Source organism: Alcaligenes sp. PF14 (assembly GCF_037150615.1).
Lineage (GTDB): Bacteria > Pseudomonadota > Gammaproteobacteria > Burkholderiales > Burkholderiaceae_B > Alcaligenes > Alcaligenes phenolicus.
This window is the reverse complement of the sequence record NZ_JBAGRS010000007.1, coordinates 109,514-129,468: the sequence shown is the minus strand read 5'-3', so window position 1 is coordinate 129,468 and position 19,955 is coordinate 109,514. Positions and strand designations below refer to the sequence as shown.

Here is a 19,955-nt window from a genome sequence, read left to right as displayed (position 1 = left end):
ATTGCAACACTTTCCCTTTCGGGCGATGCGCCCAAGGAACCGTATGAAGATCCTCGTGCTAGGTGCTGGCGTAGAAGGCGTAACCAGCGCTTATTATCTTGCCCGCCAAGGACACAGCGTAACGGTCATCGACCGCATGGCTGGGCCCGCTCTGGAAACCAGTTTTGCCAATGCCGGTCAGTTGTCCTTTGGCTATGCCTGCCCTTGGGCTGCGCCGGGTATCCCGCGCAAAGCCATCAAGTGGATGTTCGACGAGCATCCGGCCCTGACGATTCGCCCGGATGGCACGCTGACACAAATCAAGTGGCTACTGGCCATGTGGCGCAACTGCACAGCAGACCGCTACGCCATCAATAAAGAACGCATGGTGCGTCTGGCTGAATACAGCCGCCACTGCATGGCCGAGTTGCGCGCCCAGACCGACATTCAATTCGAGCACCGTGCCCAAGGCACCTTGCAGCTTTTCCGTACGCAAAAGCAGCTGGACGGCATTGCTGCCGACATCGAGGTCCTGAAAGAAGCTGGCGTGCCTTACGAGCTGCTGTCCGCCTCCGAATTGCACACGATTGAGCCGGCTCTGCGCCACGTAGAGCACAAACTAAGCGGTGGCCTGCGCTTCCCGGAAGATGAAACCGGCGACTGCCAGATGTTCACCCGCCGCCTTAGCGAATTGGCCGAGAAGGAAGGCGTGGAATTCCGCTGGAACCAGAACATTCAGCGCATTCACAGCAACGGCACGCAGATCAGCGGCGTCCAAAGCTCCGATGGCCTGCTGACTGCCGATGCCTACGTGGTGGCCTTGGGCTCCTGGTCTACGGGTTTGATGAAAGACCTGCAGGCCATCCCGGTCTACCCGTTAAAGGGCTACTCCATTACCGCCACAATTGCGGATGCCTCGCGTGCGCCTCAGTCCACTTTGCTGGATGAAAGCTACAAGATCGCCCTGACCCGCTTTGATAATCGCATTCGCGTGGGCGGCATGGCCGAGGTCGTCGGCTTTAACAAGCGCCTGAATCCCCGCCGTGAACAGACCTTGCTGATGGTCCTGAATGATCTGTTCCCCGGCAGCTACCAAAGCGATGCAGATCTGCATTTCTGGACCGGCCTGCGTCCCAAGACGCCGGACAGCACCCCAATTGTGGGGCGTAGCCGCTACTCCAATCTGTTCCTGAACACCGGCCACGGTACGCTGGGATGGACCTTGGCTACCGGCAGTGCGCAATTGCTGGCTGATCTGATCAGCAACAAGGAGCCTGCCATCCGTGCAGACGACTTGTCGGTGCAGCGCTACTACTAAGCCCTGCCCCCCACAGCATGAACAAAGGCTCTGCCGGTATAACCGACAGGGCCTTTTTCAACTGCCCTGCCCTGATGACATCCTGACTAGGCCAGCAACTGGCAATTAGCAGCGAACATATAGCCCCAGTTATGAATCGAGCGGATAGGCAGAACCGTGCCTCCCTGGTTGAATTTGCGTCTCATACGGCTGACCAGAACGCCCAGGCGGTTGATATGCGAAGCACCGGGCGGATTGCTGATTACATCCGTTTTACTAGCCACAGCCCGCATCAACTCGTAATGACTGGCCCGGCGATCCTCTTCGCGCAGCAATCGGACGATGAAGGCGCGCTCCGTGCTGGTCAGGCTAAACGAGATCCCGACAGGCGATATCAAGGCCCAGCCCTCCTGATCCAGCACCCACTCCTGGGGCTGAGACGGCTCAGGAATGATGGGCATCTGCATCATGCGCCGCTGCAAGCTGTGCAAACTGGCTGCCAGCAACTCCAAAGACGCATCCCTGGGGCAAAACTGATCTCCGCCGCTATGCAAGGCTTGCAGCATGGCCGAGTCCGTCGCATCGGACTGCATCAGGATTCCAATTTGCGGACACAGCATACGTAAGCGCACGGCCGCCGAGCAGATTTCCGCCAAGGCCCCGCCCAACCAGGCAATACATATCGAACCGGCGTAACGGCCCCGCGTTTGGGCCAACTGCAGCAAAGCCGTCGCATCCGGACAAAAAATAAGACGATAACCACGTTCTGCCAGAGCCTGAATTTGTTGTTCTAGTAAGTTTCGATCAGGGATAGCCGTGGCCAGGTACAGAACAACAGGACCGCCAGCAATTTCATTTGCAACCGACATAGTTGATACCTTAACTATAATGACATCTGATGACTATGCCGGACAGTATAAATCACGACTGTGATTTTTAATTAAAACCATCGTGTTTGGCTTTACATCAACAATCTGTTGTGTGAAACATTTCTCCGAACGCCTTCGCCACGCACGTCAACATCGCGGTCTTTCTCAGGCAGATTTGGCACGTCTATGCGGATTGACCCAGAGCGCCATCTCCAATTATGAAAATGGCACTCGTCGGGATGCACGTGAAATTCTGGAGTTGAGCAGAGCCTTGAATGTCAGCGCTTTGTGGTTGCGCAAGGGTATCGGCACGATGGAGTTCACGCAGGACAGCTACACATTGTCCGAACCCCTGGATGGTCCTCCCATTGTTACCTGGCCTTTCCGTCTGTTTTCCGTCGATGAAGTGGTTGCTTTGGCAGATGGCGAACGTGATTTGCTCGATCGCACTTTGCGTCATTTACTGGACGGCATGAAAAAACGCTAGGCACCGTACGTTCTACCCGCCTATACCGCCTGCCTTGTTAAACACCCCTGACATTCAAGCTTTAAGCACAGGCTTGAACCCGACAAATCTGGTGCTGCTCCCATCTTAAGCTTCTCTTCGTTTCATTCAGCCGGTTAAGCCAGACATTTTTATCACATACGACATCTTTACTCAAAACCATCGTGCAGGGCGTTCCATGAACAATCTGTACTGTGAAACACTTCTCTGATCGCCTCCGCCACGCCCGCCTGCAACGCGGCTTTTCTCAAGCCGAGTTGGCTCGTCTGTGCAACCTCAGTCAAAGCGCCATCTCCAATTACGAGAGTGGTACGCGGCGTGACGCGCGCGAAATTCTGGATCTGGCCAAAGCCCTGAATATCAGTGCTCAATGGCTGAAAAACGGGCTGGGCAATATGGAGCTGAGTGCAGCCCATGCTACCACCTTGCAAGACTCCGGCGAAGGCCCACCGATTGTGACCTGGCCCTTCAACCGCTTTTCCGTGGACGAGATTGTGGCTTTGCCACCCAAAGAGCGTGACCACCTGGATCAAACCATCCGTCATCTGCTCAACGGTATGAAAAGAAAATAAGCCTTATACGTCCACAAGCAGCTCCAAGATACCTATACTTGTCAGCACGCAGGGGTACTCGCCATTTGGCGGGTTGAGATAAACCCTCGTACCAGTACGGATAATGCCGATGCTGGGAGCGTGTGCCACAGGTGCAATGCCTGCACGGCACTTCTTCCTATATCGGCTCCACCATTTCTTTGGAGCTGCAATGACAAGCAAAACCCCTTCTTTTACGGCCACAGCGGCCAGCGTAGACCCGGCTGCGATCCAGCCCTTACCCAACTCCCGAAAAATCTACCAAACCGGCTCACGGCCTGATCTGCGTGTGCCTTTTCGGGAAATCTCCCTAGCTGATACGCCCAGCCACTTCGGCGCCGAGCCGAATCCTCCCTTAAGCGTTTATGACACCAGCGGTCCCTACACAGACCCCTCGGTGCAGATCGATATTCGCAAAGGCCTGCCCCCGCTACGCCAAGCCTGGATCAGCGAGCGCAAGGACACCGAGTTGATGGCAGGACTCAACAGCCAGTACGGTCAAGCCCGCCAGGCCGACCCGGAACTGGACACGTTACGCTTCGAGTTGAAGCGTCAGCCTCGACGCAGCATTTCGGGAGCCAATGTCACGCAAATGCATTACGCACGGCGCGGCATCATCACTCCCGAAATGGAGTTTGTGGCGATTCGGGAAAATCTGCGACGCGAGCAATACATTGAAAGCTTGCGCGCCAGCGGTCCGCAAGGTGAAGAGATGGCTCGTCGCCTGACCAAGGTACACCCTGGTCAAGGTTTCGGTGCCAGCTTGCCCACCACGGTCACCCCCGAGTTTGTTCGTGATGAGATTGCGCGTGGCCGAGCCATTTTGCCCGCCAATATCAACCACCCGGAAACCGAGCCCATGATTATTGGCCGCAACTTCCTGGTGAAGATCAACGCCAATATCGGTAACTCCGCCCTGGGCTCCACCATTGGCGAGGAGGTCGAAAAAATGACCTGGGCGATTCGCTGGGGTGCGGACACCATCATGGATTTGTCCACGGGCAAGAATATCCATGAGACGCGCGAATGGATTATTCGCAACTCGCCGGTTCCTGTCGGTACGGTGCCTATTTACCAGGCCCTGGAAAAGGTCGGCGGCATTGCCGAAGATCTGACCTGGGATATTTTCCGCGACACCTTGATTGAGCAGGCCGAGCAAGGCGTGGACTATTTCACCATTCATGCCGGTGTGCGTTTGCCCTTTATTCCCATGACGGCCAGCCGCATGACAGGCATTGTTTCGCGCGGTGGTTCCATCATGGCAAAGTGGTGTCTGGCGCATCACCGCGAAAGCTTCCTGTACGAGCATTTCGAGGACATCTGCGAGATCATGAAGCAGTATGACGTGGCTTTCTCGCTAGGCGATGGCTTGCGTCCCGGCTCGGGCTATGACGCTAATGATCAGGCACAATTCGCGGAACTGCGTACCCTGGGCGAGTTGACCCAGGTAGCGTGGAAGCATGATGTTCAAGTCATGATTGAAGGTCCTGGTCATGTGCCTTTGCATTTGATTCCAGAGAACATGCAGTTGCAGCTGGAGCACTGTCATGAGGCCCCCTTCTACACCTTGGGGCCTTTGGCAACGGACATTGCGCCGGGCTACGATCACATCACTTCCGGTTTGGGTGCGGCGATGATTGCCTGGCAAGGTACGGCGATGCTGTGCTATGTGACGCCCAAGGAGCATCTGGGCTTGCCGAACAAGAAGGACGTGAAGGACGGCATCATCACTTACAAGATCGCAGCACATGCCGCGGACTTGGCCAAGGGACATCCTTCTGCGGCATTCCGGGATAATGCCTTGTCCAAGGCGCGCTTTGAATTCCGCTGGGATGATCAATTCAATCTGGGTCTGGACCCGGATACAGCGCGTGAGTTCCACGACGAGACTTTGCCGAAAGACTCGATGAAAGTGGCGCACTTCTGCTCCATGTGTGGCCCCAAGTTCTGCAGCATGAAGATTTCGCAGGATGTACGGGACTATGCCAAGGCTAATGGCCTGGATGAGCAGTCCGCTGTGGATCAGGGGATGAAGGAAATGTCAGTGCAGTTTGTTCAACAGGGCAGCAAGCTGTATCAGGAGGCTTGATGCTGTGTTGAATGCGGGCCTGGTGTGAACATGATCTTTGTTTGATCAGGCCTTGATAGGTTGAAGCCCTGGGTGGATTATTTCTGCCTGGGGCTTTTTCTTTTTGGGGGCTTCGTCATTTCATTTATTGGAAAGCAAGGTTTAACAGTCAGAAGAGATCGTTGCTGAAGACGCCAGTTAAGCCTAGCTTCAGGGTGTCCGGGCTGAGGGTTTGCCGGTGCTGCGCACCGGTGCCCTTGTCAGGAGATAGCTACGGGCGCATCCTGAACTCGCCGGGTACTTGGTCCCCCGGACCAAGTACAAGCGTCCGGCTCAAACAGCAGGATGCTTGCACCCCTACGCTATCTCCCGACCGCGGCAAACCCTCTGAACCGCCCGGACACCCTGAAGCTAGGCTTAACTGGCTCACAATCGTTTTTTTCTGGACGGTTCAAACTGTATGCTTGAATAGCGTGTGGCACTTTCCTGGTCTGCGTCGAATCTCTGACCTCTGACCTATCACCTATCACCTATCACCTATCACCTGAGACCTTTCACCTCCGACCTCTCTCCTCAGACGTCAAACCTCAGACCCAAGATCCGAAATCCCAAATCTCAGACCCAGACCCAGACCCAGACCCTCAATACATGATTGCTTGAATAGCCACGGTATGAGCCCTTGGGGGCGGTGGGCACCCGGAGGGGCGATTCAAAGTACTTGCCGCAGGCGGGGGCATGATCCGGGGTGCAAGCACTCTGCTGTTTGAGCGGGACGCTTGTGGTTCGTCCGGGGGACGAACCACCCCGCGAGTTCAGAGTGCGCCCGGATGATGCCCTCGACAAGGGGACCGGTGCGCAGCACCGGCAAGTGCTCAAGCCCCTCCGGGTCCCCACCGCCCCCAAGGGCGTGCTCACTACCTGGTTCTACTCAATAATCAGCGCTGACTCCCAAGCAACGGTAACGCCCTCAACGACAACTGATAACCGTCAATTGCCAGCTCACGGCTAACAACAGACAACAGACAACAGACAACAAGCAAAGAATACCGCCCTCAAACCGCGTCACTCCTCCCCGATCGAACACAAAAAAAGCCCGGTTAAAAAACCGGGCCTTTTGTCAGCACGCCCTAAGGCGGCAAGCAGAGACTTACTTCTGCGGAGCGTACAAATACAACTCCACGCGGCGGTTCATGGCACGGCCTTCAGCCGTCGCATTATCCCCAATAGGAGCGTTCGGGCCACGGCCTTCCACCATCAAACGACCTTGTCCCACACCTTGCTGCGTCAGGTAATTCGTCACAGCGCTTGCGCGGTTAACCGACAAAGTTTGATTGGTCTGTGCCGACCCGGTGCTATCGGTATGACCGACAGCCTTGGCACGCAGCTCTGGATGCTGATTCATGGCGCGAGCCACACTATCCAGAACAGGCAGCAAAGCAGGCTTTAACTGATAATGGCCGGTATCAAACGACACACTGCTAGGAATATTGACCCGCAAGCTGCCATCGGGCATTTCGGTCACATCCACACCCAGGCCAGTTGCGCCAGACTGCTGAACATCCTTTTTAATGCCAGACCAGTTGTACGCTGCAATACCACCAGCCAGTGCACCGATACCTGCACCAATCATGGCGGCCTTGCTGCTATCACCAATCAAAGCCCCAAGACCAGCCCCCACAGCAGCGCCGCCACCCGCACCCACTGCGGTACGACCACCTGTGCTCATATTGTCCATCGTGCCGCAAGCGGCCAAAAGGGAAAGAGCACCAGCACATGCTGCTAATTTTGCAGAACGAATGGAAATTGTCATTATTGGCTCCGTAATCTCAAATTAAGTACCAGGACCGCTTGAATGCCTCCAATACTAGCAAGAGGCACCGCAAGCAGGTACTTCAAAACAGACTTCACTGCCTTCTTTAACAATTCTTGATCTTGCCAGCGACCACACAAACTGCAGTCACTGATTGCCTGGGGGCTAAGTACTTGAAAGCTTAGAACAACTCGGCACCCGAGTCGGCAACGACTTCTTTGTACTTCTTCAGATCATTACTGACAAGCTCGCTGAACTCAGCCATGGTACCAGGCTGCACATCCGAGCCCATGGTAGCCAGTGCTTCACGCACGGCCGGGTCCATCAAAGCCTTGGAGTAAGCGGCATGCAGCTTGTCCAGCACAGGCTGTGGTGTACCGCCCGTAGCAAACACTCCAAACCAGGTGCCCAGATCAAAAGGCTTCACGCCAGCCTGCTCCATGGTGGGAACATCAGGCAGGAAGCTGGAACGCTCCAGAGTCGTCACAGCCAGGGCCTTGACGGTATCTGCCTTGATCAACGGCGCTGCCGAAGCCAGGTTATCAAACATGAAATGCACTTGGCCTGCCAGCAAGGCCGTTTTGGCAGGGTTGGCACCGGCGTAAGGCACATGCACGGAATTGATCTCGGCACGGGTGTTCAGGACCTCACCGGCCAGATGACCCGCACTGCCATTACCACCCGAAGCAAAGTTCATTTGACCGGGATGCTCTTTAGCGTAGCTGATCAGATCCTGCACCGAAGCAATCTTGTTTTGTTCGGCAAACTCTTTGTTCACGATCAGAATGTTAGGCACCGAGGCAACCAGGGCGATAGGCGCAAAGCTTTCGACCGGGTCAAAAGGCACCGTCTTGTACAGCCAGGGGTTGATGGAGTTGATCGCCACCGCCCCCATCATCAGGGTATAGCCGTCCGGAGCGGCCTTGGCCACAATGCTGGCACCGATATTGCCACCCGCACCCGACTTGTTCTCCACCACAACCGTGCCCAGGTCGCCTTTGACGCGTTCAGCCAGCAAGCGAGCCATGCTGTCCAAAGGGCCACCCGGTGGATAAGGCACCACGAACTGGATAGGTTTGGAAGGATAAGCATCCTCCGCCATTACAGCCGGGGCAGCCATGACAGCCGCAACACCAGAGACAGCCAGCAGCCACTTACAGACTCGAAACATCACTTTTTTTCCTTGAAATAAAAATGCATATGGGCTGCACAAGGCAGCCCATACAGAGCAGCCACTGATCCTTAATGAATGATCTGGCTTAAGAACTCACGCGTTCTTTCACTGCGTGGCGAGTCAAAGAACTCATCAGGCGTATTTTGCTCGATGATTTCGCCCTGATCCATAAAAATGACCCGGTCAGCCACTTTACGCGCAAAACCCATCTCGTGGGTCACGCACAACATCGTCATGCCGGTATGGGCCAGCTCGACCATCACTTCCAGCACTTCCTTGACCATTTCCGGGTCCAGCGCCGAGGTCGGCTCGTCAAACAGCATGATTTTAGGCTCCATGCACAGGGAACGTGCAATGGCCACGCGCTGTTGCTGTCCGCCAGAGAGCTGTCCGGGATATTTGTTGGCCTGCTCTGGAATACGTACACGCTCCAGATACTTCATGGCCAGCTCCTGAGCCTGGGCCTTGGTCTTGCGACGAACCCACATCGGCCCCAAAGTCAGGTTTTCCATCACGGTCAGGTGAGGAAACAGATTGAAGTGCTGAAACACCATGCCCACGTCACGCCGAATGGCCTCGACCTGACGCACATCGTTGGTAAGCTCCTCACCAGCCACAATGATCTGCCCTTTCTGATGCTCTTCCAGGCGATTGATGCAGCGGATCAGGGTGGACTTGCCCGAACCCGAAGGCCCACAAATAACGATGCGCTCGCCGGGGGCCACATCCAGATTGATATCGCGCAGCACATGGAACTGCCCGTACCATTTATTGACGTTCTTTAGCTGAATAATGGCGTCTGCCATGCAAAACTCCTTGTCTGGCCAGCAAAGCAATGGGACTTACCCAAGGCTTTGCTACCTGTGTCAGCGTTCATAACCCGTTTGCAAACGTCGCTCCAGCGAACGACTGTAGCGAGAGATGGAGTAGCAGAACACAAAATAAATCAGTGCGATGAACAGATAGGCTTCCCGGCTAAAGCCGCGCCAGGCCGCATCGGCCAGGGCCACTTTGGCCGCCTGGGTCAAATCGAAAATACCGATAATCACGACCAGGGAGGTGTCCTTGAACAGGGAAATAAAAATGCCTACCAGTGGCGGGATCACGATCTTGAGCGCCTGCGGCAAGATGATCTGACGCATGGTGCGCCAGTAGCTCAAGCCCAGCGAAGCCGCGCCTTCATACTGTCCCTTGGGAATGGCTTGCAAGCCGCCCCGCACAGTTTCCGCGATGTACGCCGCCGCAAACAAAATGATGGCGATCTGAGCACGCAGCAGCTTGTCGATGTTAAAGCCCTCGGGCATGAACAAAGGCAGCATTACCGAGGACATGAACAGCAAGCTGATCAGCGGCACGCCACGAATCAGTTCGATGTAAACCACGCACACTGCCTTGACGGCCGGCAAGCGCGAGGTACGTCCCAAGGCCAGCAACAAGCCCAAAGGAAAGGCGAACGCGATGCCGAAGGTAGCCAGAATCAAGGTCAGCGGCAAACCGCCCCACAGGCTGTTTTCCACATAGCTCAGGCCCAGCACACCGCCCCACATCAAAATACCCACGACGGTCAGGCCAACCAGCCACATCACAGGCAGCCAGGGTTTCCAGAACCAACGCACGCAGCTGCACACGATCAGCAAGGTCAGCAGAATGGAGGCCAACAAGGGTCGCCATTGCTCGTCATAGGGATAGATGCCAAACAGGATCAGACGGTGCTTTTCACGAATGAAAGCCCAGCACGCACCCGCACTGGCCCGACAATCCTGCGCGGTTTGCGCATCGAAATTGGCCTTGATGAACAGCCAATCGATCATGGCTGGCACAGTCATCAAAAGCAGCCAGGCCGACAACACCGTCAAAATGGCGTTCAAGGGAGAGGAAAACAGGTTCTGGCGCAGCCAGCCCAGGGTGCCCCGCTGCAGTGGCGGTGGCCCGCTTACGGTGGATGTAGGCGTATGACTCATTTAGCGCTCCACCAAAGCAATTCGGTTGTTGTACCAGTTCATGAAGATCGAGATCGACAAGCTGACCGTCAGGTAAGCCGCCATGATGATCAAAATGCCTTCAATCGCCTGCCCTGTCTGGTTCAAGGTGGTGTTCACCACAGACACAATATCGGGATAGCCAATGGCCACGGCCAAGGAACTGTTTTTAGTCAGGTTCAGGTACTGGCTGGTCATGGGAGGCACAATCACACGCAGAGCCTGGGGCAGAACCACCAGACGCATCATGCGGCCACGGGACAGACCCAGTGCCTGCGCCGCTTCCCACTGCCCTTTGCCCACAGCCTGAATACCGGAACGCACCACTTCCGCCACAAAGGCCGAGGTATAGGTAATCAAACCGGCCAGCAAGGCGGCAAACTCAGGCGATAAGGTCACGCCCCCGACAAAGTTGAAACCTTGCAGACGGGGCACATCCAGCGCCAAGGGTTCGGGGCTGATCAGCAAGGCCAGAACTGGCATCAGAACCAGCAGCAAAATGCCAAAGCGAATGGTGGGGAAAGGACGGCCCGTTTTTTCCAGACGACGACGCGCCCAGTGCGCCATCAAGACCCACAGCACCACCGCCAGGCCCAGACCCATGAAGATCCAGTCCATGCCATCGCCCTGGAGGGTGGGCAGCTTCAAACCACGATTCGATAGAAATACGCCGCCCAGCGGATTCAAAGCCTGCCGCGGTCCGGGCAAGGTCTCGGTAATCAGGGCGTACCAGAAGAACAGTTGCAGCAGCAAAGGCACGTTACGCATCACTTCCACGTACAAGCCCGCCAGCCGGGAGACCAGCCAGTTCTTGGACAAGCGTGCAATGCCCAGCAAGGTGCCAAACACGGTGGCAGCAATAATGCCGATCACCGCCACTTTCAGCGTATTGACCAGACCGACCAGAATGGCCCGCCCATACGTATCCGAGGGCTTATAAGCCAGCGCCGACTCGCCAATGGCAAAGCCAGCCTCTCGATTCAGGAAATCAAAGCCTGTAGAAATATTGCGAACAGCCAGGTTGTGCAAGGTATTGGAGACCAGATACCACACACAAAAGCCAAGCACACCCAAAATCAGCACCTGGTAAATAATGCCGCGTGTGAACGGATCATTCCAGGACAGGCGCCGTTTAGGGGGGGCTGGCGCGGCAGGTGTATTTTGTGCCATAGCGTAAAACCCGTGGATGCAGCACTACGCGTAGCCCTGCGAGGTGGCGCGCGTCTGGCCGAAGCCAGACGCAAGAACAAACAGCGAAGACCGAAATCTTAACGCACTGGCCAGCCGTACATCACACCACCGTCACGCCATTGCGCATTCAAACCGCGCTCCAGCTTCAAGGCGGTCGATTTACCCAGATTGCGCTCGAAGCTTTCGCCGTAGTTGCCGACCTGTTTAATTATGTTATAGGCCCACTTGTTATCCAGCTTCAGACCTTTGCCCAGCTCGCCGGACACGCCCAGAATGCGCTGAATGTTCGGGTTATCGCTCTTGGTCTTTTCATCCACGTTCGCGCTGGTGATGCCATATTCTTCGGCTTCCAGCATGGCGTTCAGAGTCCAGCGCACCAGGGTGAACCAGTCCTCGTCGCCCTGACGCACGAATGGGCCCAGCGGCTCTTTGGAGAAATCCTCGGGCAGGATGTCGAACTCATCCGGCGTAGCCTGGGCGGCACGCATGGCTGCCAGCTGGGATTTATCGCTGGTAAAGCCGTCGCAACGACCGGAGGTAAAGGAGCGCATGGCTTCTTCAGGGTTGTTGATCACCACAGGGTTGAACTTGATCCCCTGACCACGGAACCAGTCCGCCAGGTTCAGCTCGGTCGTGGTGCCGGGCTGTACGCACACAGCGGCCCCATCCAGCTCTTTAGCGCTTTTCACGCCCAGGGATTTTTTCACCATCACGCCCTGGCTGTCATAGTAGTTAATGCCAGTGCTGACCAAACCCAAGGTCGTATCGCGAGAGATCGTCGCGGTGGTATTACGGGTCAGCACATCGACTTCACCCGATTGCAGGGCGGTAAAGCGCTGCTGAGTGGTCAAAGGCGTAACCTTGTATTTTTTGGCATCCCCAAAAACAGCAGCGGCGATCGCACTGCACATGTCCACGTCAATGCCGGACCAGACACCCTTACTGTCTGCCAGCGAGAATCCTGCAATACCGGTTGAGACACCGCACTGAACAAAGCCTTTCTTCTTCACCGAGTCCAGGGTTTCACCTGCCTGTGCATTAGCGGCCAAGGCCATCAACGCAACACTACATGCAATGGTTTTCACTAAGGTCATGGAATATCACCTCCTGTTTACTTTTGGTAAATGGATGCAGATTACAATTGCAGCTAAGCTGTGGTGTCCAATCGTAGAGCCAGACTGTCCAAACACAAATCGGGGGTTTCCCTCTAACAATCTGACTAATACTTTTACCTACGCCGACATTTTCATGCGAGCCCCGGCGGTCATTCCCCAGGGGCTTTCCAAGCAGACTCCTCTTTAATTGTGCGTCGCGATGATCGAGTTCCAACACGTTTTTAAATCGTATGGCCGCAGTAAAAATATTCTAGCCGACATTAATTTTCGCATTGATGACGGCGAATTCATTTTTGTTTCCGGCCCCTCTGGAGCAGGTAAATCCACTTTATTGCGTCTGATCGGAGGCCTGGAGCTGCCTAGCCGTGGCTCGGTTCAGGTCAATGGGCACAGGCTGGACAAGCTGCCGGCCCGCGCCCGTCCCTATCTGCGACGCGCGGTGGGTGTGGTTCTACAAGATACGCACTTGCTGCAAGACCGCAGCGCCCTGGCCAATGTGCTCCTGCCCCTGGCAGTCATGGGTCTGGAGCCCAGCACGGCGCAGGCACGTGCCCGCGCCGCCATGGAAAAAGTGGGCCTGCGTGGCAAAGAAGATTTAAAGCCGGTGGAAATGTCGGGGGGTGAACAACAACGGCTGGCGATTGCCCGCGCTATTGTGAATCGCCCGGCTATTTTGATTGCCGACGAACCCACTGCCAATTTGGACGCCGATAACGCCAAACGCATCATGGATGTATTGATGGACTTTAACCGGGTGGGTGTCACCACCTTGATTGCTTCGCACGATCTGAATTTGATGGCACGCTATGCACGTCGAACCCTGCTGATTCAGGACGGCCGTTTTTCCGATCACCCAGGAGTGCTGGCATGAGAACCTGGCTGCGTCATCATCAATACGCCTTTCTGGTGGCCCTGCGCCGCCTGAAAGTGCAACCCTTCTCCTCCCTGTCCAACCTGCTGGTCATTGCCTTGACCCTGGCTGTACCCGTTCTGGGAGCCAGTATCTTGCTGGCCGCTCAACCTGTCGTGCGCGAGATTCCGACCTCGCCCGAAATGACCGTGTTCATGAAACAGAACAGCACGCTGGAACAGGCGCAAGCCTTCAGTCAGGCCGTGGGCAAAGAGTTTCAAACTGAACTGGCCCAGATCAGGCTGGTCAGCAAGGAGCAGGCGCTTAAACAATTGCAGAGTAATCCCAGCTGGACAGACGCCTTGGGCGCTTTGCCCAGCAACCCCTTGCCACACGCCATTGTGCTGACTCTGCATGAAACCCCGGACTTGGTGACGCGTGCCGACTCCCTGGCCAAGACCTTGCAAGGCCGCGAAGGCGTGGATAGTGTGCTGCTGGATAGCGAATGGGTGCAGCGTCTGGCTGCGATTCTGAGCTTCATCCGTATCGGCTTATGGATTCTGATGGCAGGCGTGGGCGTAGTCGTGATTGCCACTGTGTTCAATACCGTCCGTCTGCAAGCCCTGAACCAACGTGAAGAAATTGCCGTGGCCCGTCTGGTCGGCGCCACCGAAGCCTTTGTACGCCGCCCCTTCCTGTATATGGGCGCGCTAACCGGCCTGACGGCCAGCGCTCTGGCATGCGGTCTGGCCTTGCTGGCACTGACCCCGCTGAACAAAGCTTTATCCAGTCTGGCCCAAAGCTATGGCGTCCAGTTGACGCTCCGGCTGCCGGAATTTTCTCTGTTGCTGACAGCGGCTATTTTGGTCGCCATTTTGGGCGCCCTGGCAGCACGCTGGTCTGTTACCCGTAGTACCCAATATTGATGTCACTTCCTGAACCCTGTCCCCAAGATCTGGCCGAAAAAGTGGTGGCCTGGCAAAAAACCTCCGGCCGCCACCACCTCCCTTGGCAGAACACGCAAGATCCTTACCGCGTCTGGCTTTCCGAAATCATGTTGCAGCAAACCCAGGTCGCTACCGTACTGGGTTATTACGAGCGTTTTCTGGAACGCTTCCCCACCGTCAAGGATTTGGCCGAGGCCGAGCAAGACGAAGTCATGCCCTATTGGGCCGGGTTGGGCTACTACGCCCGCGCCCGTAACTTGCACCGCTGTGCCCGCGAGGTCATGGAGACATGGGGCGGCCGTTTTCCGGCTAATGCCGCGGATCTGGCGACCTTACCCGGCATCGGCCGCTCTACCGCCTGTGCCATCGCCGCCTTCTGTTTTGGCGAACGCAGCCCCATCATGGACGGCAACGTGAAACGCGTGTTCACACGCTACTTCGGGATCTATGGGCCCACGCAGAAAAAGGCCGTGGAGAACGCCTTATGGGCCAAGGCAGATGAGGTCGTGGAACTTGCCCCCGCCAGCCTGGATATGGCGGCTTACACCCAAGGGCTGATGGACCTGGGCTCGCAATGCTGTACCCGCAGCAAGCCCACCTGTAGTCTCTGTCCGCTGCAAAGCGACTGCTACGCCCACACGCATCAGGCACAGTCCGAGCTGCCCAGCCCCAAAGAACGCATTCGTCAGGATGAGCGCTATGCGCATGTGCTGATTCTGGAGTTGAATGGCCAGGTTTTGCTGGAACAACGTCCTGACAAGGGAATTTGGGGTGGCCTGCTCACCCTGCCCCAGTTTGACGATGCCATCAGCCTGCAAACGGCGGCACTGCATTGGTCTAACGAGGAAGCTATTGCGCTGGCCTCTTTCCAGCATGTGTTTTCTCACTTCAAGCTGCACATCACCCCTTGGTTACTGCAAGTCGATGAATCTGTACTGGTCGAGCCAGTGGCAGGCCAGCAATGGCAGGACCATGAAGCACTGGAGCAGACCGCTTTACCTGCACCCATACGCAAGCTGCTGCTGGGTTTGTACCAGAGCAAGGATAGTGAACAATTACTTCTGAGCTAATGCCAAGATCCCCGGCCTAATCCGGGGGAATGGCGCTATGCAGGCCGCGCTGGCTTATCGTTGCTGATGCTCATCAGCATCCCGCAGGCTACACCCAAGGTCATCAAGGCCGTACCGCCATAGCTCAGGAACGGCAAAGGCACGCCTACCACGGGCAAAATTCCCGTCACCATGCCTATGTTCACGAACACATAAACGAACAGCATCATGGACATGGAACCGGCCAGCAAACGGCTGAATTGGGTGTGAGCCACAGCAGCAATCGACAAGCCGCGCAGGATCAACAAGGCGTACAGCACCAGCAGCATGATGCCGCCGTACAAACCGAATTCTTCGGCAAACACTGCAAAAATAAAGTCGGTTGTGCGCTCGGGCACGAAATCCAGATGGGACTGGGTACCCATCATGTAGCCCTTGCCGTAAACACCACCAGAACCGATCGCAATCATGGACTGGATGGTATGGAACCCTCTGCCCAAACGGTCACTACCGGGGTTCAGCAAGGTGCAGACACGGTGCTTTTGATAGTCGTGCAACACCACCCAATCCAGGTCTGGTACGCAGATATAGTCTTCGTAGTACAGCAAGGCGCTAATGCCCAGCACCAGCACCACCACAATGGGTACGATCAGCTTGAAGGACAGGCCTGCAAAGTAAATCACGCAGAAACCGGCCGCAAACACCAGCAAAGCCGTACCCAAATCCGGCTGACGCACGATCAGCAGGAACGGAATCATCAGCAAGATGCCTGCCACCATGAAGTCCAGCAGGCTCATCTTGGGCCGCTGATAGCGGTGGAAATACCAGGCCAACATCAAGGGCACGGAAATTTTGAGCATTTCCGAGGGCTGAATACGTGCCACCCCCAGGTCCAGCCAGCGCGTTGCGCCCTTGCTGGTTTCGCCAAAGAACTCCACCCCCAAAAGCAACACGACCCCGATCGAATACACCACCGGAGCCAGCTTCATCCACAAGGCAGGCGGAATCAGGGCGGCCAGCCACATCACACTAAAGGCCAACAGGAAATTACGCACCTGATCGGCAAAGCGCCAGTCTGTACCGCCCACAGCGGAATGCATGACGGTCATGCCCAGCGCAGCCATCAGCACCAGCAAAAGCAGCAAAGGCCAATCAAAGGCGGTGACGGCTCTCAGGCCCAGTTGCAAAAGTCGCTTCATTGCATCTGCCCTCGTTCCACCAACCAGTAATCAAAGACCTTGCGCACAATCGGTGCCGCAACCGACCCACCCCAACCTGCGTTTTCCACGATCAGGGCAACAGCAATTTTGGGGTTCTCTGCCGGGGCGTAGGACATGAACAAGGCGTGGTCACGCAAACGCTCATCAATGGCGTTGGCGTTGTACTTGGCACCGCGCAAGCTAAAAACCTGTGCCGTACCCGTTTTGCCAGCAGCCTGATACGCCGCACCCGCAAAAGCCCGGCGGGCGGTACCCAAACGCACCACATCCACCAGAGCACGTTTGACCACATCCACATTAGCCTGCTTCAGGGGGATCAGCTTGGCATCAATACGCACGGGCTGTTCAATTTCCGGATCATGGGGGCTGAGCGTCTGGGTGACCAGATGTGGAGGCCGCACAATGCCATTGCTGGCCAGCACGGCGGTCGCATGGGCCAGTTGCAGCACAGTAAACGAGTTATAGCCCTGGCCCACGGCCACCGAGATACTTTCCCCGGCATACCAGCGCTGTTGGGCCGGTTTTTTGTAGGCCTGACGTTTCCATTCAGTAGAAGGCAGAATGCCTTGGCGCTCGCCATCCAGATCAATGCCGGTTTGCTGACCAAAGCCAAACTGCTTCATGAAATCGTGCAGATTATCAACGCCAATTTCCGGGCCCAATGAGTAGAAATAGGTATCGGAGGATACCACCAGGGCGCGGTGCATGTCGGTAGAGCCATATACAGCGCCACCCGCGTTACGGAAACGCTGACCACCAAACTCAAAGTAGCCAGGGTCAGAAATACGGTCCGTCGCCTTGCGCTTGCCGGTTTCCAAAGCAGCCAAGGCTACAAAGGGCTTGTAAGTCGAGCCGATAGGATAGGTGCCGTACAGTGGGCGGTTAATCAGCGGGTGGTCGGGCGAGTCATTCAGCTTGCGCCAGTTCTCTACGTCAATACCGTCAATAAACAGGTTCGGATCAAAAGACGGGGCCGACACGAAAGCCAGCACTTCGCCAGTGCTGGGCTCGATGGCCACCAGCGCGCCGCGTCGTCCTTCAAACAGGGCTTCAGCCATTTTCTGCAGGCCAATGTCCAGCGACAAACGCAAGCTGGCACCCGGTACGGGGTCGACCCGGCTCAAGGTACGTACTGGACGGCCCGACGCGGCCACTTCCACTTCCTCTATCCCTGTGCGACCGTGCAGGGTCTTTTCCCAGGTTTTCTCGATCCCTTTTTTGCCAATGACCTGCGTGCCACGGTAGTTACCGGTTTGCCCGGTTTCTTCCAGGCGCTGCTGATCGCCCTCGGAAATACGGCCCACATAACCCAGCACGTGCGCTGCCGCCTCGCCCTGCGGATATTCGCGCACCCAGCGAGCCTGCAAGGTCACACCAGGGAACTTGAAGGCATGGGCAGCAAACCAGGCGGCTTCATCATCGCTCAGGTTATTGCGCAACAGAATTTCAGAATATCGACTGTTTTGCGCGACGCTCTGCTTGAATCGACGACGATCACGTGGACTTAGCTCCACCAGTTCGCCGACACGATCCAGCATATCGTCTACCGGCTCGCCCAAACTGGCGGGTACGGCCGACAAGGTGTAGTCCCGGTAATTACGGGCCAGTACCTCGCCATTGCGGTCCAGAATCTCGCCTCGACGAGGGGTAATCGGGATGACGGCAATACGGTTTTGATCGGCTCGGGCGGCAAAGCCTTCGTAGCGCACCACTTGCAAATACCACAAGCGCACGCCCAGCACCCCTAACAGTACGCAGGCCAGAACGGCCGCTACCAAGGCGCGAAACAGAATGCGCTGGCGCAACTGATGCGAAGTTTTTTTGAATTCAAACATGGCCGCCCTACCCGTCAGGACGAACCGGAGTCGGACTCGTCCAGACGCCGCTGCGGCAAGAACAGCACGCTATCGGCCAGCGGCCACAGGGCGGCGGTCAACAAGGCGCCTCCGGCCCACTCCCAGCCAGACCACTCCCCTACCAGCCAGGCGTGCAGAACCCGCACGATCAACTGGGCCAGCAGCATGACAACTGCCATGTGCAAGAAGTGAGTCCACATGCCAAAATTCAGGATGCGCTTGCGTAGCAGCAATGCGCCGTACACGACCAGAATATAGGTCAGGGCATGTTCGCCCAGCAGACTGCCATCGTGCACATCCACCAGAATGCCCACAATAAATGCCAGTGACATGGGAACACGGCGCGGCTCGTGTACAGCCCAGAAAGCCAGTACCAGCATCAACAGATCAGGCGCAAAGGGCAGCAGGCGCCAGGGCAGCATGGAAAGCAGCCACATCAGCAGAATCGAGCCCCACACCAACCAGGGACTGGAAGCGCGCGAAAACGGGCTGCTATCAATAGGCTGCAAACTACTCAAGGATGAGGACCGGGTTTTACGGCCAGAGGTGTCCGAGGACTCAGCGCGTCGCATCATTGGCATCGTCCTGTTCAAGAGGGCGCTCGCTCTCGGGCACTAGCAAAATCAGAAAATGGCGATAACGCTCGGGGTGCGACAAAGGCGTCACCAAGGCCAGCGCAAAACCGGACGCATCATCGCGCTCGATACTGCTGACCATTCCCACCGGCAGACCGGCAGGGAACAAGCCCCCGATACCGCTGGTGATCAAGGTATCGTTCGGCTCCAGATCCACATCAGCCGTCAGAAAACGCACTTCCACTTTGCCACCGGGGTTGCCACCGAAGGCAATCAAACGCAGACCATTGCGCAACACCTGTACCGGCACCGAGACTTTATCGTCCGTGATCAGCGCAGCTTCCGAGGTAAAGCGCGTGACACGCACCACCTGGCCAACCACGCCGCCTTCGTCAATAACCGGCATACCGGGTCGAATGCCGCTGGCCGAGCCTTTATTGAAGATCAGGTGACGGGCGTACCCATTAGGCGGTTCGTACAGAACCTCTACCGCGACAGACGGTTGGGTAACCGTATCAGCCACTTGCAGCAAACGGCGCAGCTGCTCGTTCTCAGCAGACAGCTGGGCGGCATGGGTAGACAACTGAGCCAGCTCGATACGCTGGCGTTGCAAGGCTTCTTTTTCGGAACGGGCGGTGGAGGCCGCGTCGGTCCAGCTGCTGAAATAAGTAACCAGATCACGAGGGGCCAGCATGACACGCTGAAAGGGATACAGCACAGTGGCCACGGCCTGACGCACGGGTTCGAGCACCGCATAACGAGCGTCAGTAATCAACAAGCCCACAGCCAGCACCAAAAGAGCGGCCAGACGCAGCTCAGCTGATGAGCCGCGCCTAAATAGCCGGATGGAGCCTTGTTCTCGCATTACTCAAGCACTCGAT

At 56.4% G+C, this 19,955-nt stretch carries 18 protein-coding genes; 7 read left to right on the top strand and 11 right to left on the bottom strand.

The features are described from left to right. Nucleotides 1–43: 43 nt before the first annotated feature. Nucleotides 44–1,297 carry a D-amino acid dehydrogenase gene (locus WFM49_RS15495; RefSeq protein ID WP_009460560.1) on the top strand — a complete coding sequence of 418 codons (1,254 nt, stop codon included), beginning with the start codon at nt 44–46 and terminating at the stop codon, nt 1,295–1,297. 86 nt (nt 1,298–1,383) lie between these two features. Here WFM49_RS15495 and WFM49_RS15490 read toward each other — a convergent pair whose 3' ends face one another. Then, entirely contained in the window at nt 1,384–2,145 is a 762-nt protein-coding gene (locus tag WFM49_RS15490) for a helix-turn-helix domain-containing protein (protein ID WP_035270428.1), read from the bottom strand. A 112-nt stretch (nt 2,146–2,257) separates the two neighbouring features. Here WFM49_RS15490 and WFM49_RS15485 point away from each other — a divergent pair, with 112 nt between their 5' ends. The 3 genes from WFM49_RS15485 (at nt 2,258) to thiC (ending at nt 5,329) form a co-directional block, all read left to right on the top strand. Next, nucleotides 2,258–2,632 (top strand): helix-turn-helix domain-containing protein, encoded by a 375-nt coding sequence (locus WFM49_RS15485; RefSeq protein WP_022983603.1) that lies wholly within the window; start codon nt 2,258–2,260, stop codon nt 2,630–2,632. A 212-nt stretch (nt 2,633–2,844) separates the two neighbouring features. Next, entirely contained in the window at nt 2,845–3,222 is a 378-nt protein-coding gene (locus tag WFM49_RS15480) for a helix-turn-helix domain-containing protein (RefSeq protein ID WP_022983604.1), read from the top strand. Between the two features lie 190 nt (nt 3,223–3,412). Then, complete coding sequence (thiC, locus tag WFM49_RS15475) at nt 3,413–5,329, top strand: phosphomethylpyrimidine synthase ThiC (RefSeq protein WP_009460552.1); 1,917 nt, start codon at nt 3,413–3,415, stop codon at nt 5,327–5,329. 1,126 nt (nt 5,330–6,455) lie between these two features. On the opposite strand, the gene WFM49_RS15470 is transcribed toward thiC, so the two are convergent. The 6 genes from WFM49_RS15470 to WFM49_RS15445 form a co-directional block, all read right to left on the bottom strand. Next, a complete protein-coding gene (locus WFM49_RS15470; protein WP_088453170.1) occupies nt 6,456–7,034 on the bottom strand; it encodes an OmpA family protein in 579 nt (192 codons plus the stop codon). Nucleotides 7,035–7,299: 265 nt separating this feature from the next. Further along, complete coding sequence (locus WFM49_RS15465) at nt 7,300–8,289, bottom strand: Bug family tripartite tricarboxylate transporter substrate binding protein (protein ID WP_026484425.1); 990 nt, start codon at nt 8,287–8,289, stop codon at nt 7,300–7,302. 71 nt (nt 8,290–8,360) lie between these two features. After that, nucleotides 8,361–9,098 (bottom strand): amino acid ABC transporter ATP-binding protein, encoded by a 738-nt coding sequence (locus WFM49_RS15460; protein ID WP_009460548.1) that lies wholly within the window; start codon nt 9,096–9,098, stop codon nt 8,361–8,363. Between the two features lie 60 nt (nt 9,099–9,158). Continuing rightward, complete coding sequence (locus WFM49_RS15455) at nt 9,159–10,253, bottom strand: amino acid ABC transporter permease (RefSeq protein ID WP_009460546.1); 1,095 nt, start codon at nt 10,251–10,253, stop codon at nt 9,159–9,161. Then, nucleotides 10,254–11,441, bottom strand: coding sequence for an amino acid ABC transporter permease (locus tag WFM49_RS15450; RefSeq protein WP_022983606.1), 1,188 nt, complete (start codon nt 11,439–11,441; stop codon nt 10,254–10,256). It lies immediately after the preceding gene. Between the two features lie 98 nt (nt 11,442–11,539). Then, the gene (locus WFM49_RS15445; protein ID WP_035270417.1) at nt 11,540–12,556 is read right to left on the bottom strand and encodes an amino acid ABC transporter substrate-binding protein; all 1,017 of its coding nucleotides are present in this window, start codon (nt 12,554–12,556) and stop codon (nt 11,540–11,542) included. 220 nt (nt 12,557–12,776) lie between these two features. Between WFM49_RS15445 and WFM49_RS15440 the strand changes: the two genes are divergently transcribed. Genes WFM49_RS15440 through mutY form a run of 3 tightly spaced genes read left to right on the top strand, consistent with a single transcriptional unit; the run spans nt 12,777 to nt 15,444 of the window. After that, a complete protein-coding gene (locus WFM49_RS15440) occupies nt 12,777–13,448 on the top strand; it encodes a cell division ATP-binding protein FtsE (RefSeq protein ID WP_009460544.1) in 672 nt (223 codons plus the stop codon). Continuing rightward, complete coding sequence (locus tag WFM49_RS15435; protein WP_009460542.1) at nt 13,445–14,353, top strand: cell division protein FtsX; 909 nt, start codon at nt 13,445–13,447, stop codon at nt 14,351–14,353. Before WFM49_RS15440 ends, WFM49_RS15435 begins: the two co-directional genes overlap by 4 nt. Next, the gene (gene mutY / locus WFM49_RS15430) at nt 14,353–15,444 is read left to right on the top strand and encodes an A/G-specific adenine glycosylase (protein WP_336974179.1); all 1,092 of its coding nucleotides are present in this window, start codon (nt 14,353–14,355) and stop codon (nt 15,442–15,444) included. Before WFM49_RS15435 ends, mutY begins: the two co-directional genes overlap by 1 nt. Before the next feature lie 35 nt (nt 15,445–15,479). Here mutY and rodA read toward each other — a convergent pair whose 3' ends face one another. From rodA to mreC, 4 genes are read right to left on the bottom strand one after another with little or no spacing between them, the layout of a single operon-like run. Then, nucleotides 15,480–16,622, bottom strand: coding sequence for a rod shape-determining protein RodA (rodA, locus tag WFM49_RS15425; RefSeq protein ID WP_009460538.1), 1,143 nt, complete (start codon nt 16,620–16,622; stop codon nt 15,480–15,482). After that, a complete protein-coding gene (gene mrdA, locus WFM49_RS15420; protein ID WP_009460384.1) occupies nt 16,619–18,478 on the bottom strand; it encodes a penicillin-binding protein 2 in 1,860 nt (619 codons plus the stop codon). Before mrdA ends, rodA begins: the two co-directional genes overlap by 4 nt. A 14-nt stretch (nt 18,479–18,492) precedes the next feature. Beyond that, on the bottom strand, nt 18,493–19,074 hold the full coding sequence (gene mreD, locus WFM49_RS15415; RefSeq protein ID WP_336974175.1) for a rod shape-determining protein MreD: 582 nt from the start codon (nt 19,072–19,074) through the stop codon (nt 18,493–18,495). Then, nucleotides 19,058–19,939: a rod shape-determining protein MreC gene (mreC, locus tag WFM49_RS15410; protein ID WP_009460381.1), complete on the bottom strand. Its 882-nt coding sequence runs from the start codon at nt 19,937–19,939 to the stop codon at nt 19,058–19,060. Before mreC ends, mreD begins: the two co-directional genes overlap by 17 nt. Nucleotides 19,940–19,955 lie beyond the last annotated feature (16 nt).

Excerpts from the sequence above, each read along its gene's own strand:
- WFM49_RS15495 (WP_009460560.1), top strand. The coding sequence starts at position 44 with ATGAAGATCCTCGTGCTAGGTGCTGGCGTAGAAGGCGTAACCAGCGCT.
- WFM49_RS15490 (WP_035270428.1), bottom strand. The coding sequence starts at position 2,145 with ATGTCGGTTGCAAATGAAATTGCTGGCGGTCCTGTTGTTCTGTACCTG.
- thiC (WP_009460552.1), top strand. The coding sequence starts at position 3,413 with ATGACAAGCAAAACCCCTTCTTTTACGGCCACAGCGGCCAGCGTAGAC.
- WFM49_RS15470 (WP_088453170.1), bottom strand. The coding sequence starts at position 7,034 with ATGAGCACAGGTGGTCGTACCGCAGTGGGTGCGGGTGGCGGCGCTGCT.
- WFM49_RS15465 (WP_026484425.1), bottom strand. The coding sequence starts at position 8,289 with ATGTTTCGAGTCTGTAAGTGGCTGCTGGCTGTCTCTGGTGTTGCGGCT.
- WFM49_RS15460 (WP_009460548.1), bottom strand. The coding sequence starts at position 9,098 with ATGGCAGACGCCATTATTCAGCTAAAGAACGTCAATAAATGGTACGGG.
- WFM49_RS15455 (WP_009460546.1), bottom strand. The coding sequence starts at position 10,253 with ATGAGTCATACGCCTACATCCACCGTAAGCGGGCCACCGCCACTGCAG.
- WFM49_RS15450 (WP_022983606.1), bottom strand. The coding sequence starts at position 11,441 with ATGGCACAAAATACACCTGCCGCGCCAGCCCCCCCTAAACGGCGCCTG.
- WFM49_RS15445 (WP_035270417.1), bottom strand. The coding sequence starts at position 12,556 with ATGACCTTAGTGAAAACCATTGCATGTAGTGTTGCGTTGATGGCCTTG.
- WFM49_RS15440 (WP_009460544.1), top strand. The coding sequence starts at position 12,777 with ATGATCGAGTTCCAACACGTTTTTAAATCGTATGGCCGCAGTAAAAAT.
- WFM49_RS15435 (WP_009460542.1), top strand. The coding sequence starts at position 13,445 with ATGAGAACCTGGCTGCGTCATCATCAATACGCCTTTCTGGTGGCCCTG.
- mutY (WP_336974179.1), top strand. The coding sequence starts at position 14,353 with ATGTCACTTCCTGAACCCTGTCCCCAAGATCTGGCCGAAAAAGTGGTG.
- rodA (WP_009460538.1), bottom strand. The coding sequence starts at position 16,622 with ATGAAGCGACTTTTGCAACTGGGCCTGAGAGCCGTCACCGCCTTTGAT.
- mrdA (WP_009460384.1), bottom strand. The coding sequence starts at position 18,478 with ATGTTTGAATTCAAAAAAACTTCGCATCAGTTGCGCCAGCGCATTCTG.
- mreD (WP_336974175.1), bottom strand. The coding sequence starts at position 19,074 with ATGATGCGACGCGCTGAGTCCTCGGACACCTCTGGCCGTAAAACCCGG.
- mreC (WP_009460381.1), bottom strand. The coding sequence starts at position 19,939 with ATGCGAGAACAAGGCTCCATCCGGCTATTTAGGCGCGGCTCATCAGCT.